At 57.9% G+C, this 13,825-nt stretch carries 6 protein-coding genes, 1 tRNA gene and 1 pseudogene; 3 read left to right on the forward strand and 5 right to left on the reverse strand.

What is annotated here, in order from left to right; all coding sequences use genetic code 11:
• Positions 1–224 precede the first annotated feature (224 nt).
• Positions 225–300: transfer RNA gene (locus ACK59L_RS20130), tRNA-Gly, on the forward strand.
• Between the two features lie 255 nt (positions 301–555).
• Here the strand turns inward: ACK59L_RS20130 and tssG are convergent.
• The 5 genes and pseudogenes from tssG to ACK59L_RS20155 all read right to left on the reverse strand — a co-directional run.
• A pseudogene (tssG, locus tag ACK59L_RS20135) lies at positions 556–1,013 on the reverse strand (type VI secretion system baseplate subunit TssG); the annotation flags it as partial.
• 447 nt (positions 1,014–1,460) lie between these two features.
• Positions 1,461–2,540, reverse strand: a complete 1,080-nt coding sequence (locus ACK59L_RS20140; protein ID WP_196136779.1) for a fimbrial protein — start codon at positions 2,538–2,540, stop codon at positions 1,461–1,463.
• 45 nt (positions 2,541–2,585) lie between these two features.
• The gene (locus ACK59L_RS20145) at positions 2,586–5,039 is read right to left on the reverse strand and encodes a fimbria/pilus outer membrane usher protein (protein ID WP_196136780.1); all 2,454 of its coding nucleotides are present in this window, start codon (positions 5,037–5,039) and stop codon (positions 2,586–2,588) included.
• Positions 5,040–5,325: 286 nt separating this feature from the next.
• On the reverse strand, positions 5,326–10,464 hold the full coding sequence (locus ACK59L_RS20150) for an RHS repeat-associated core domain-containing protein (RefSeq protein WP_409275609.1): 5,139 nt from the start codon (positions 10,462–10,464) through the stop codon (positions 5,326–5,328).
• 2 nt (positions 10,465–10,466) lie between these two features.
• Positions 10,467–11,054, reverse strand: coding sequence for a hypothetical protein (locus ACK59L_RS20155; protein WP_409275611.1), 588 nt, complete (start codon positions 11,052–11,054; stop codon positions 10,467–10,469).
• A 313-nt stretch (positions 11,055–11,367) separates the two neighbouring features.
• Between ACK59L_RS20155 and ACK59L_RS20160 the strand changes: the two genes are divergently transcribed.
• Both ACK59L_RS20160 and ACK59L_RS20165 read left to right on the forward strand, forming a co-directional pair.
• Positions 11,368–13,194 (forward strand): hypothetical protein, encoded by a 1,827-nt coding sequence (locus ACK59L_RS20160; RefSeq protein WP_409275613.1) that lies wholly within the window; start codon positions 11,368–11,370, stop codon positions 13,192–13,194.
• Positions 13,195–13,277: 83 nt separating this feature from the next.
• The coding region (locus tag ACK59L_RS20165; RefSeq protein WP_409275615.1) for a hypothetical protein at positions 13,278–13,825 on the forward strand (548 nt) is incomplete at its 3' end.

Below are 13,825 nucleotides of genomic sequence, written 5' to 3' on the forward strand. Positions count from 1 at the left end.
CTTGACACAGCCACGTAATAAAATGCTTGCCAAGAGTTCCAAGGCTGTACATAATTTAGTCCGTCAAACAGAGGGGTGTTCCAAAAACCTCTGTTGAATCAAGGAGATACGTGGAAAACGGTTGTTCCGTTTCCCGCTCCAGTTTGAATACTGTGGCGTTCGTACGGTGCAGTGGTGAAGGCTGTAAAGGCGCTTCACGCCGATTAGCGGTAAAGCTTCAAATTGCGGGAATAGCTCAGTTGGTAGAGCACGACCTTGCCAAGGTCGGGGTCGCGAGTTCGAGTCTCGTTTCCCGCTCCAAATACAGATTTACAGAATTCTATGGAAGTCTGTAAGTCGTTGAAATCAGACGCTTCGGCGTCTTTTTTCGTTCCAGCCAAAGTCACTCCGATCCATGAGCATTCGGACTTTTTTAGTCCAGAAATTAGTCCATGAAATCCGGACTCTCACCGTGGCGGTTTGTTGCTGGAGCGGAGCGTCGAGCGTCACGAGCTCTAGCCCTGAATTTCATGTTCAGGAGCTCTTGCACGGCACTGTTGCGTGACACGGTGCTGCCGCCCACCCGGAAGTTGTCGTTGAGCGTGCAATTGCGCGAACCCAAGCCATTTCGCTGAGACTGTGGTATCTGCACGACGCGTTTCTCGAACTCACGGATCGTCACGTCCTGAAGATCGAAGCAGCGCGATCATGCCTGCCACCATGCCCGGTGATCGGCTGCGGCTGGCAATCATCCCCACGAAGCTCAGCAACCGGCTCCAGGGCAGCGGTGTGGCGCCGCGCAGGGCGGCGTCATCCAGACCGATCATGGCGAAGATGTAACGAGAGAAGCCGTCAGTGGCGCCTGGTTGGAAGCGCCGGTAGTAGCGGTACTTGCGCCAGCCCTGATGCAACAGGGTATGCAGGCGATGGTTGAAGAAATTGAAGTAGGCCGGGCGTACACCGATGCTCTGCGCATGCTCATAGGCCACTTCGTCAAGGTAATAGCTGGGCAGCGGCGAATCGGTGCCATGCAGGAAGGGCTTCCTGTCGAGGCGCGAAGTGTAAGCAGATGTTTTCAGAAAGTTGGTTATCGCTCTGTCGCGCAGGCCACAGCATTTTCCTGTGCAAAATAAGCCTGGCGCGTGGGATGTTCAGTCGTGTTGGTTGCTGCTGCTAATTCCGAGCGATGCGGTGGGACAATGCAGAATTCCGAGTAAAATGCTCGGTTACGGCGGGCTCAGCGGCTAGCGACCCTGACCAAACACGCAGAACAGTTTGTGCAGTCATTGAACTATGTCGTTCACTCAATAGAGCAACTGCGCGTAGATCGCCAGAAGGCGACGATGATAAGTCCAGCATTGGGTTCGATCTACGAAACGTTTATCGAATTGCTGTGTGAGAGCGTCAAGTTCATCCTGCCCAACGTGCGTTTTTTTCTGGAAAATGGCCCGGCCATGGCAATTCACACCATGGCCTGCCCTTTAGCGGTACTCGATGGTGAAGGTCAGTGCACCTTTGGCCTCGCCAGGGGTAACCGTCGCTTCAGTCTGGTAATACCGTGCCCGAAGATCAAGGCGTACCGTGCCAGGGGCAAGGGCCACCATATCCACGAACTCTTCCAGTTGCAGTGGGGTGTTGTCGCTGCGCAGTACCTGGATGCCGAGGCCGCTGGCGGTCGAGTCTGTGGTCAGGCTGAACAATCCAATGCTGCGGTCTATCGAGACGGAACCGTCTACGCCGTCTAGGCGCATGAAGGCGCGGGCGACGCTGCCGGCCGGATCATCCTCGCAGTCGCTGAGCGCGATAAAGAAGTCCACCGGGGCGGTGGTGCTGCCCGGGCCTGTGAAATCGGCGATGTCGTGAGTGCCAAGTTGTACCGGGTTTGCACTGACTGCGTCGGCCTTTACTGTGCACTGGGCCTGCTGGACTTGCCCGACCAGGGTAAGCCTTACGGCATCTCCGACATCGCTGACTACACCCCTGACAACCTCTTGGTTGAACGAGCTGACGCCAGCTGGAATGGGGCCGGTCTTGATCAGGGCCATGTATTTGATGGTGAGGTTCCTCATCAGCATTGAGGTGGGCTGCATGTTCTGCTGGTTTACACCCACATAAGGAATGGCACCGACGCCCCCGTCGTCGGCAAGGAACGCGTTGGTGGCCGGACCATTGAGGAAACCGCCCAGTTCCAGGTACAAGCCTACGCCCGGAATGTTGGTTTGCAGCACTTTGCCCGTCACATCTTTCCCGTCGACAGGGGGGAAGGTGCCGGGGGCGATAGGTAATGGCGTACCCATATTGGCCGTGAGGGTTAGCGTGCCGTTGTTGTCGCATGCCAATCCAAAGCCGGGGCCCACTACGCCGGTAGTGGTGGTTGAGTAGATCTTGCTACCCACGGGTGCCTCGCGTGCCACCCACTTTACACCAGTCAGCGTATGGGTGAACTGCATGGGGCCTGTGACGGTTGGCCATTCGCAGCCCAGCGCATGGGCCTGGTTCGACATTGCCATTATCGTCGCCGACGCAGCGATGCCGATGAAATAACGTGATAAAGAGGGCATGGTCGGTTCCTGTTGCAAGCATGCGGCTTCGTCGCACGGACTGAATCATGGGATAGGGCAGCGCAAGGTTTGCAAGTGGTAGCCTTGCTCTTGTGGCATGGTTGACGGGTCGATCTTCAGCAGGCAGCGTTGCTCGGCACGGTCACCCCAGCGCACCTCCAGGGTTTGGGCCTCGGCACCGGTTGCAACCAGCGCCTGACCGGCCTGGCCCACTACGGCCAGGTGCTGGCCTTGCTGGTCATTAACCTGGGCGCCGAAGGGCAGTGGGCGGCCGTCGTTATGCTGTAGGGTGAGAATCAGGCGGGTAACCTGGCGCGCTTTGAAGGTTGCCAGGGCGACAGCACCTCGGCGGGGTACAACCTGGGTGGCACCGTTTTCGATTTCCACATCAGGGCCGAGCTGATCGGTTTGCAGGGTTACTTGGTTGACCCGATAAGGGCGCATGTGCGGGGCCAGGATGTAACCATTGCTGTCGGTGCTGCCACCAGGCACGTTATCGACGCCAACACCGGGCACGTCCGGCACGTGCACCAAGGCAGTGGTCTCCCCCAGGTATTGCCCCAGCACGACGCCGCCCGCGTGCGCCAGCACCGCACCACTGGCGTTGACCGAGAGGCTACGGAAATCATCCGCTTCGGTATAGCCGGCACCCAGGTTCACTTTCTGTGTCTGGTAGCCCACCGAGACCGAGGCCGTCTTGTTCTGTTGTTGGTCGTTGGCCAGCGATGCCAGGTAGCTTAGGCGGTTGTCCTGCGAACCGCCGTTCAAGGTGGCGCGTTCGCTGAAGTGGCCGTTGCTTTCCTGTACATCGAAACTTGCAGTGGTTGAGGTGCCCCAGCCCAGCGGAATGGTGACCCCCAGGCCAACGATGCGGTCACTGCCGCTGGTGTCGCTCAGCGACTGCGAGGCATACAGATTGACGCTGACGCGGCGGTATTGGGTATTGAACTGGAACTGGTATTGGCGACGCTGGCGGTTGGTGTGCCAGTAATCGTCCTGGGACAGGGTCAGACTCAGTGAGTTGCGGTTGTTGAACGTTTGGTAGATCGAGCCCTCAACGCGGCTGCGACGGTTGCCCTGGTAGCGGCTGGAGGCGTTGCGCTGCTGTACGGCTTCGTCGAATTCGCGATAACCCTCAGTGGAGTAGCGGTAGCCGGCGAAGCGCAGGCTGGTGCCGGTCTGAAAGGCTTTACCGTAGCGTACGGAGTAACTCTGCCCCTGCACCTGGCCGCCTTGTTCGCCCAGGTCGGTACGGGCCTGGGTCACATCCAGCGATACTGCGCCAAGGGGGCCGAAGTCGCGAGCGATGCCAAGGTTGGCAGCATCGTAGTACTCGCTGCCCAGCAGCCCGCCATACAGTGTGGTGCCCCACTTGCCGCCGCGGGCCAGGGTGGCTTGCCACAATGCCGGGTTGTCGATGCCGTCGGCGCCATCATAACGCCCGGCCACCAGGTTGTAGCGCCACACCCCTTCACGCAGCAGGTTGCTGAGCGTGGAGTAAGGCTGGATGAAGCGGCGCACCTGGCCGTCGGCCTCGGTGAGGACGATTTCAAGGTCACCGCTGCTGCCACCAATGCCCAGGTCATTGATTTCGTATGGGCCAGGGGCAACGTAAGTGGTGTAGATCGGGTAGCCGTTCTGCCGCACCTCCAGTTTGGCGCGGGTCTGGGCCACGCCACGGATCACGGGTGCGTAGCTTTGCATCACATCGGGCAGCATGCCCATGTCGGTGGCCAGTTGTACCCCTTTGATGGGCAGGCTGCGAAATACGTCGCCACTGCTGAAGGTTTCACCCAGGGTCAGTGTGCCCCATTGGCCGGGCAGGTCATGCTGGGCGTAGGTGTTGAAGTGCACCCAGTCCTGCCTTTCGCCGTCGTCGCGCCAGCTTTGACTGCTGCGCAGGCGCCAGCCGCCCAGGTTGATGCCACCGTTGAGGTTCAGGTCCTGGCTGCTGTTGGACGTGCCGGCGCGGCCGCTGAAATGCTGTGCGGAGGCCTGATAGCTGACGAATGCGGCATTGATGCCGCTGTCCCAGCGCTCTGGTGCGACGCTGCCGGCCACATCTCGGCGCATGGCGATCTGCGGAATGGACAGTGCCAACTGCAGTTGGCCGGGGTCCAGGTCGTAGGTGGTATCGGGTACCAGCGCGGGTAGGTCCACGCAGCGCTCGTCACTGGGCAAGGGCTCGGCCAGGCCCTGTTCGCGCAGGCCCAGCTCGCGCAGCAGGTTGGCGCTCAGGCAGGGCTCCAGGCCTTTGCCGTCGCTGCGTGCACGGAAGTCGATTTCGTGCTTGCCTGCCGGGGCCAGGTTGACCATGACTTCAACCTGGTAGCGGCCAGGCGCCAGCGACGCTTGATTGGCCAGCGTGCGCAGGGCGGCCACGCTGGCGTCGCTGGACTGGCCTGGGGTTTGGCGCATGAAGTTGGGGTTGAACTGTAGGGGGCGTTCTTCTGCTTGGACCGGATCAGCAAGTAAAAAAGACAGGACGTAACCTGCCATGGGTAGACCCAAGGGCAAGTAAGAAAGCGTAAGTTTTTGCCGATGCTGAGTCAGTTTGAACATATTAGGCACCGCTGATGTATGCCGCACATTGACTTTGACGATTCGTCGGGGGTGGTGGTAGGGCGACAAGGCTACGGCAACATATGGCAAGGTCGTGTAGGAAAAAGCTGATATAAAGTCAGAAAATCCCACGCGTTGCCCTCTGTATTCATAGGCATGAGGGCAACCCGTTTGTGGGTTGTCCTCATGCGTGTTTACGATTTGATTGTTGGGGCGTATCCCTCTAGTTGAACTTCGGATTTTTAGGAGGAACGTAGCCGTATCTGTTTCGGCTTGGCCAGTGGAGTGTCCCTTCTTTTATTGCGCCGATCGCACTTCCACTCCAATCTCGAGTGGGCGCCGCAGGTACGACTTGAGCGGGTTCGATAAACAGATTTTCTAATTGGTAGGAGCCAATTGAATTACCAGATGCTGTAGACGCTGTAGACGCTGTAGACGCTGTAGACGCTGTAGACGCTGTAGACGCCGTGCTGCGAATCGAATGTTGTGGCGTCATGGAAGCGGCCGCCTCAGCGAATGTTGTAGGGGTCATCTGCGTGCCTGCGTCAACGCCTATACCTGTTGCCACTGTTTGGGTTGAAATATTGTTGTTGAATGGCGTTGTCACTTTGCGCCAGAAGAGTTTTTTGGGAGCATTGAATCTATGCCCGAAGAAAACATCACCTTCTCTGGCGGTCACCCGCGGTACGCTCAGCGAAGAGGCGCTGTCAGTTTGGGTGCCAATACTGGCGACCTTGCCCGCTCCCTTCGCCGCCAACCTGCTGTAACCTATGACCCCCAACGTACTCAGTGCACTGGCAATCCCCAGCCCGAATGCCCAGTCATTAACCGTTTCGTTCATTGTCACCAGCCCTACCGCAGAAACAACTGTGGCAGCCACGTCAGTTGCCAGGCTGGCTGCGCCGAGCGAGAACGCCAGGGTTAAGCCCGCCGGCGGCAACAGGATGATACTGACCACAGCGAACACAGCACCCAGCGCTACACCAAGCCAGGAGCGCCAGTCGGCCTTGGGCTTGGGTTGTGCAACGGGGGGCACGTACGGGTGCTCGGTGCTGTTACGCATGCCGTAATGGCCGCTTGGGTCGTACCAGTTGACTGGGTTGCCGCCGCAGTACACATACGGGTTGATACCGGCATTTTCTGGTGACGCCGAGTCCGGGCTGTGGAAGCGCATCAGCCCTGGGTTATAGGCGCGGTAGCCGCGCCCCAGCAGCGACCAGCCCAGGACGCGTTCGCGGACTTCGCCGTTGAAGCCAAGCAGGCCCACCAATGGGTCGTTGTCCGGTGAGTCGCCATAGGCGGTGTAAGTATTAGCGTGCAGTTCATCTTTGCTGCATTCACCAATCACGCTGTTCGCCGCGTCGGTCATGAACAAGCGGTTGTCTGCGGTGCTGGCAGGGCGTTGCAGGCCCAGGGGGCGCTCGCCTGCGTACAGGTACTCGGTGAGCAAGTCGGCGTCGCGTGTACTGGATAACCGGTAGCCCTGGTAACGGCGCGTCACTTCCGCGGCTTGCTCATGGCGCACACCTATCAGGTCGTTGTGGCCGTCATAGCGGTAACGGTAAAGGGGTTGCCCATCGCTGGAACGTTGCACTTCCTGCAGGCGACCGCGGTCGTCGTATACCAGCTTGTTGCCCTGCTCATCGTTCAGCAAGTTGCCCTCGGCATCGTGCTCGAAGGCCTGGCGGGCTGGGTAATCTGGCTGCAGCGAGTGCTCTGCCAGTTTCAGGATGAAACCGTCGTAGGTGTAGAAAGCCTCGTCCGATGTGCCATCGGCAAAATCGGTATAGCACTCGGTCAGGTTGTTCAGTTCGTCGTAGACGAAAAACTGATTCTTGATAAACCGCCCAGCCCCGTTTTGTGGCAAGGCAGTGCCTTGACAGTTGTGCTGCTCCAAGCGGTCGAGCGTATCGTAGTCAAAGGTTTCCAGTAAGAGTTGCTTGCCGTCACGGGTAAGGGTACGGCTACGTAGCTGGTCATCTTCCTGCCATGTCAGGGCGATGCTTTGGCTGAGGGTGGTGCCATCGTGCCGTGTGAGGGTTTGCTCGCGATTTATTTCCCTACCCAGCTCATCGTAAGTTTGCAGGCACACCAATACCTGGGTGTTGGTCAGATCTTGGGTGGTGGTTTTCCACAGCCGTCCGAGAGCGTCATACTCGAACTGGGCAACCAGGTCGCCCTGGCAGGTCTTTTCAAGTTGGCCCAGGTCGTTGTAGGTGTGGTCCACCTGAACGCCGTCGCTTTCCCAATAGCCTAACTGCAAGCCCTGCAACGAACTGCGGTAGTCGCAATGGTGGCCGATGGCGCCCTCGCCCCCCCATTGGGTTCTCAGCAGGTAGCCTTGATCGGTGTAGGTATAGCTATGCGTGCCTTGGGCGTCGCTGGCCGAGCTGATGGACGAGGTCCTGGCATCGTAATCGAACGTAGCGCTCATACCTGTGTTGACGTCGATCTGGCTGGGTTGGGCAGAGCGCGAAGGGCGGTAGTGGTAGGTGAAGGTGCGCTGCCCCGTCGTGCGGGTTTCTAGCAGCGAGGTGTTGCGCCTGTAGGTGTAAGTTTCCTTTTGCTTGCCGGCCGTCAGGGACTTTAAGCGCTCCAGGCCATCGTAATCCCGTTGCCAGGCAAGGGTGGGTTCAAGATCTTTACGACGCTCGACCAGCAGCTGTTCGGGCAACGGGGCGGCACTGTGCAGCGCGAATCGGCTGAGCACGGCCGACCGGTCGGGCCGTTCGGTACGGGTCACCCGGCCTTCGTTGTCGTAGGCGTATTTACTGATTCGGCTGACCGGCTTGTCGTTTCTTTTGAAGGTGTGTTCTTCAAGGGTGCAGCGGCCAAGGCCGTCGAAGCTGTAATCCCGGCGGCCGATGACCTGGCCTGCTTCATCAAGGCGGTATTGAGAGGCAGCCTGATCGAAGCGATTGCTTTCGATAACGTGCTGCTGCTGACGCACACCAGGGTTTTCTGGTGCTTCGAGCCAACGGGTGACAATGTCGCCTGCTTCGCCAAACGGCGAAAATTCGCTGTGCTGGGTAATGCCGTTGGGCAAGGTGGTCTTGCACAGCTTGCCCCATGCATCGTATTCGAAGGTGGTTTTCAGCGTCAGGGTCTTGTCGTCGAGGTAGTCGAAGGAGGTTTCGTCTATCAACTGGCCCAGTTCATCGTAGTTGCGCTGTGCTACCCGCTCACGCTTGCGTGGTTTCTCATCGCCCGCTGCGGTGTCTGGGCCTTGTGCAACTTCCGCTTCGCGTTCTCCGGTCACCATGCGGCTGCAGCCATCGAAGGTGAGCACGGTGATCACGCCGGTACTGCTGGTGACCGACTGCGTGGCCAGCCCGGCGGCGCCTTCTTCGGGATGGTTCACTAGCCCGTACTGATAGCGCTGCTTGGACTCCTCCATGCCCTGGCCCGGCGCTAGGGTTTCCTCCACCACGCGGGCCAGGGCGTCGTAGCGGCGGCGAATGCTGTTGCCGGTGTCATCTTCTTCGTAAACTTTCTGACCATGCAGGCTAGATACGGCCATGCTGGTGGTCTTTTGCACCAGATCGAAGCCGAGCATGGTTTCATCGGTCCAGTACTCCAGGCCATGGACGTCGTCGACGACCTTGCGGTACCCCCATTCGATACGTGAACTGCGGCTTTCAATGACCCGGCGCACCGTGTCGGTACTGTCGTCACCATAGCGAGTGGTTACCTGGTAGTCAGGGCGGCCGTGCAGGAAGGCGTTGTCAGGCAGGTTCAGGTAGCCCCGTTCCACCTTCAGCAGTAGCTGTTCGCGCTCACCGGGCTGGTTGGCATTGAACACTTGCAGCACTTGTTCTCCACAGGGCGCAAGCCATTGGCTCGCCTGGCCAAGGCTGGATAGCGCCGAGAAAGCTCTATAGGTCAGCCGGGTGCGTTGCACGGGGGCGTCGTCGGGCATATCTGGCACGGGGTAAACCGTCTTGCATTTCAAATGGCGCCCAAAGCCCTGCGGGTCAGGCGGACAGGCCCAGGTGTCTCCGTCTTTTTCGCCTTCCTTGTCATAGTACTCGTAGGTGGTGCGTACACCGTTGGGGGCTTGCTCCTCGGTGACGTTGCCGTAATCGTCGAACTGGGTGATCGCGGTTTCCAGGTGCAACTTGCTGGCGTCATCACGCAGCTTCCAGCGTTTGGTGATGGTCTTGGGCAATTGGAAGTAGCGCGGCTGATCGTCGAAACCGATGCCGGGGCGTTCATGGAAAACAGTTTCGGTTTCTTCGATATGGCCATCCTGTTCGAGGGTTTGCCTGGTCATCAGGTGGTAGCGGTTGAACGTCTGTGTCTGCTTGCGTGCGACCTTGCCTGCTTTCCAGTAATGGGCGGTGACGCTGTAGCGGTAGGAGGATTGAGCGCGGTACAGGTTGTCTTCGCCGTCGTCACGCCAGCTGATACCGCTGTTGGTGCCGACAAAGCTGTTTGCCACTTCGATGTTGTTTTCCTCGTCGAAGTGCTTGTAGGTGTAGGTCGTCCTCATCGGTGGCTGATCGGCGCGGGGCTTGACTTCATGGCTGGTCACCCTTGGCCAAGCCCTTTGAGGGTTTGTCCCGGGCAGCAGATGGCCAGGGTCGTCATTCTCACCGTAGCGGATCTCCTCCACTGTGCCCGAGGGTGCGGATACTTTGGCAAGGCAGGTTTGACCGCGGGCGGTGGTGTAGCCGAAGCGCCAGTTGCCGCCCACTTCAGGAGGCAGTTTTACCTCAACCAGTACTCGGTTTTTAAGTTCCAGCATGTAGCGCATGAACGGAAGGCCTTCAGCACCGGCCCCAGGGTGAGCATCAATGGTTACCCTGCCATCGGTGTACTTCAACGCCAGCAGCTGTGCGCCATAGTCATCAACGATTTTTTCCAGCCGGCGGTTTTCAGGGACGTAGCTGAGGGTTATCCCGTGGCCGGAGGGCGCCCTGACTTTGCTGGGCAGCGCAATTGGGTTGAGCACATCGTGCAGGGTCAGTATTTCCACGAGGCCAGACTTGTGCTCCACCCGGTACGAGCCATTTTCGCCGTCGTCGTAAAAGTGAAAGCTATGAATTTTCTTTTCACGCATAGCCGGTTGCGGACCACTGCCTGTGACCTTGTAGCTTTCCCCTGTGTGCAAGGTAAGCATCTGGGTTGCGGGGTCGTATCGGGTCAATGCCAACTGCCAGCCGGTGCCAAAACCCGAGTCTTGTGTGTTGAACGGGCTGTACGACAGGCGCAAGGGCAGGTTGGGGCCGGTCAGGTCATTGCCGGCCGGCATTTGCAAGTCGATCGCCAGGTTGTATTGGCCCGTGCGCTGATCGATCTGGTTTTGTACAAAGCTCTGGAAGTTGGTGGCGTTGCTGTGAGCACCCGGAGAACTGGCCATGTTCAATTACCCCTCCCGGCAAAGGTGACTACGACACAGGCGAGCTCTCCTTGCTTGATTGGGTCACCTTTGCCGATCACCCTGAAGCCACGGCTTGGCGCACTGCTATCGAGGCCGTTGTTGGTCAGGTAGCCCGGTTTCTCGGGGCTACCGGCGTAGGTCCATATTTTGTCGATGCCTAATTTTTCCAGCGAAGCGTTGGCTCGGCTTGTATCGAGTTCAACCCAGGCGCTGTTGGCCTTTTCACAACGCTCGTTACTCGTCAGCAGAAGCGTCGATTTGATCGGTACGTTCCGAATGCGGATGGCATGCGGCGCTATGACACTACCGTCTACTTCAGCGCACTCTTTTTTGGGGAGCAGTTTCTGGGGTAAGCCGCCGGGTATTGCCGTCAGTTCCAGCCCGCAAGAAGGCTCGGTGTTGTTATCCACTGTCTGGAACAGGGCGAGCATAGGCGTTGTGTCGGCCTGGGGTGAATCTGCGATGCCAGCACCCAATGCGGCTGTGCCATACACAAGCACGGGTGTGGCCAACATCAACTGTTTCATGGCCGATGGGATGGCGAGGCGCCTGCAGTTTAGTAATCTCATTGTTAGGCTCCCTGTTCGTTCAGGTGACTTGAACAGTTAAAAGAAACGTATATATGTCGTTGGGTGAATAAGGCTGTGTGTTCGGAGCTTATTGAACTTGTCGGGGTGTGACACCTATCAGAATTAACAGGTGCGCTAAAGGTGCCTGCGTGGGTATCGAGGGGCATGCAGGTTTTTGAAGGGTTGTCACCTGGTAGATTTATCAGGTGCAAGCGTGCCTTGAGCGGGCGTGCTACCTGTTATTTCTGCCAGTAGCCAGCCATGGGCAGTAGTCTGAAAACTAGGGGCATCTCAACCCGCCTGGAGCCTGTTCATGGTGCCTCAACGCCCAGTGGAAAATAGGGGACAACAGTCCCTGCGTAACCCCGCACCTGAAATCCCTGCGCAAAATGCGTTGGGTGAAATTGATGTCAATAAACTAAATGGCCAGCCGTTGGAGTTTTTGATCAAGGATGCGGACTTGAAGTTCGGTCAGAATATCTACCCGGTCTGGCGAGGCATCGCCGCAGACGGCACGCCTTTTGATGAACTGGGTGCGCAATGTGAAGTGCCTGTGGACTACGACACTACAAGAACGATGGTGGCCGACGTTTCTAATCGTTTTGTCGAACCCTTTGATGGTGGGTGGGCATTTTTATCATACAAAGTTGATGACTCGGCAGAGAGCACCCCGGATTCAAAGCGCATCTTTTGTTACTTGGGTTTGCGCGACCGTGGCGATGTTGCCGAAGCCCTGGCGGTTGCGCAGGCGCGAGAGTCGCATGACCGCGTGATTGTCGCAGCAGACCTTGAAACAGAGGGTGTGCGTTTGCTGGCGCCAAGTTATCGGGCCATGCAGGCCGGCGACCGCATCGAACTGGTGGTGCGCAAGTTCAATGCGACAGGCGACGAGGTAACGCCACCGGCCAGCGAGTTGTTTGAGGTGACCGAGGCCAATGTGGGCGAACCTTTGCAATGGCAGGTGGCCAAGTCGCATTTTATTCGCGTGCAGGAGGGCAGGGTAGCGTTTCAGTACACCATCACGCTGGTCGGTAACGGCGAAGAAGTTGCTTCCCCTGTGCAGGAAATGGCAGTAGCAAGGGCTTCGAGCCCCGTTGACCTGTTGCCAGAGGCTAAGCTCGATGGTTTTACGGGGGCGCCGCTTGACCCTGGCAAGTTTCCCGACGGGGTAACTGTGCGTGTGCCGGTAAACCCCGATTTGCAAGCGGGGGACTACTTGCTTCTGCACTGGAAAACACCTCTCAAGACCGAGCCTGAGGTGCAGTTCGCGCGTATGGATGCCAGCAGCCTGCAAAGCGATGAAACCGTGTTTCGAGTTGACGCGGCGTTGCTTGTGCCGGGTGATCACCAAGTGTTCTACCAAATTGCGCGTGCGGGCCATGCGCTGACTTCGCATCGCCTGGATATCGCGTTCGAAACGGCACGCAACCTTACCGCGCCAGGTATTGAGCGCGCCAGTGAAGATGGCATTGGCAAGCAAGTACTCTTGGCGGACAGCGCAATTTTAGGGGCTTACGTCACGGTGCCTGATGTGTCTTTGCGCCCTGGCGAACACTTTGAGGTTCACTGGGACGGTTATGAGCATAACGGCAAGCAGATTACCACCACGCCGGTGGAGGAAGGCGGCCGACGCTTCAAGATTGACCCCAGCGTGGTGGCTGCGAACATGCACCAGACCGGCGCGGATAACAGCAGGCGTTTTAAAGTGTTCTACCACATCGTCGATGACGAGGGGGGGCGCTCGGCGGCGTCCCAAGCTGTGGACTTGCGTGTTCAGCCGCTGACGTTCGGTAACAATATCAAGTGCACACAAGCCCAGACCGACGGCGAACTTTGGCGGTCCAAGCTTGTTGCGAACGGTGCAATGCTCGAAGTGTCCGGCGCGTTACTTTGGCCGTTCGCTGCGCCAGACCAACCGTTCACACTGGCCATTCAAGACGGCGTCATATTACGGGACCGAGTGCCGGTCACACCTGTCGAATTCGCTAACAAGCGGATACAGCAATGGTTGAGTGTTGCAGTTTATAACGGCTTGGACGAAGGCAAACAGTACACCATCAGCGGGAATGTCAGCTTCGACAAGGGCGACAGTTGGCATAAACTTCTGCCGCTGTTAATCATTCCTAAGAAGTCAAAGTAAACGAAGCCGGCGTTGGCCTAAATCCGCCTGACGGTCGGGTTGGCGTCGCACCAATCGATGCATGGGACGTGGAGACTAAAGCGATGAAAATTGAAGGTCCTGTAGTGGCTCAAGCGGTAGAAAGTCAATCACTTGAAGCATTTTATAAAGAAATGGATGCGGGCCCTAAAACATGGGGTTGGGACGCGCTGTTAGTGTTTTCTAGGGGCGCTACAAACGCGTTGCTCTCGCAGGAGTACATTGATCGGGCGCATATTCCGGAGTTGTTCTTTCCCGATTTACCCGATGGCAACGTCGACTCCGGGAATGGTATCGACCATGTCTTGCTCGGGCTGCGTCTCGACAAGGCGAGGCTGTCTTTCGAAAATGCAAGCTTGAAGAGCCCGAAAGCTAAGTTGCAAATGCGTCTGGTCGGGGGGAAGCATCTTGAAGTGCTCGAAACATTTCTGGATGGCAAGCCGGTCAGGAGCGTGCAAGCCCTGATCCTCTATAACGCCGCTGCGCACGCTGTGCTGGATATGAACATTACGTTAAGCGCCGTAGCCGGTACCGTTGATAAAAGCGGTAAAGTTTTACTTGATATAAATGAAGGTTATGAGCATCTGTTCAGTGGTGGCGGCACTGGGCCTGA

It is taken from the genome of Pseudomonas sp. KCJK9111 (assembly GCF_046231935.1).
GTDB classification, from domain to species: Bacteria; Pseudomonadota; Gammaproteobacteria; order Pseudomonadales; family Pseudomonadaceae; genus Aquipseudomonas; species Aquipseudomonas parafulva_B.

Excerpts from the sequence above, each read along its gene's own strand:
- ACK59L_RS20140 (WP_196136779.1), bottom strand. The coding sequence starts at position 2,540 with ATGCCCTCTTTATCACGTTATTTCATCGGCATCGCTGCGTCGGCGACG.
- ACK59L_RS20145 (WP_196136780.1), bottom strand. The coding sequence starts at position 5,039 with ATGGCAGGTTACGTCCTGTCTTTTTTACTTGCTGATCCGGTCCAAGCA.
- ACK59L_RS20150 (WP_409275609.1), bottom strand. The coding sequence starts at position 10,464 with ATGGCCAGTTCTCCGGGTGCTCACAGCAACGCCACCAACTTCCAGAGC.
- ACK59L_RS20155 (WP_409275611.1), bottom strand. The coding sequence starts at position 11,054 with ATGAGATTACTAAACTGCAGGCGCCTCGCCATCCCATCGGCCATGAAA.
- ACK59L_RS20160 (WP_409275613.1), top strand. The coding sequence starts at position 11,368 with ATGGTGCCTCAACGCCCAGTGGAAAATAGGGGACAACAGTCCCTGCGT.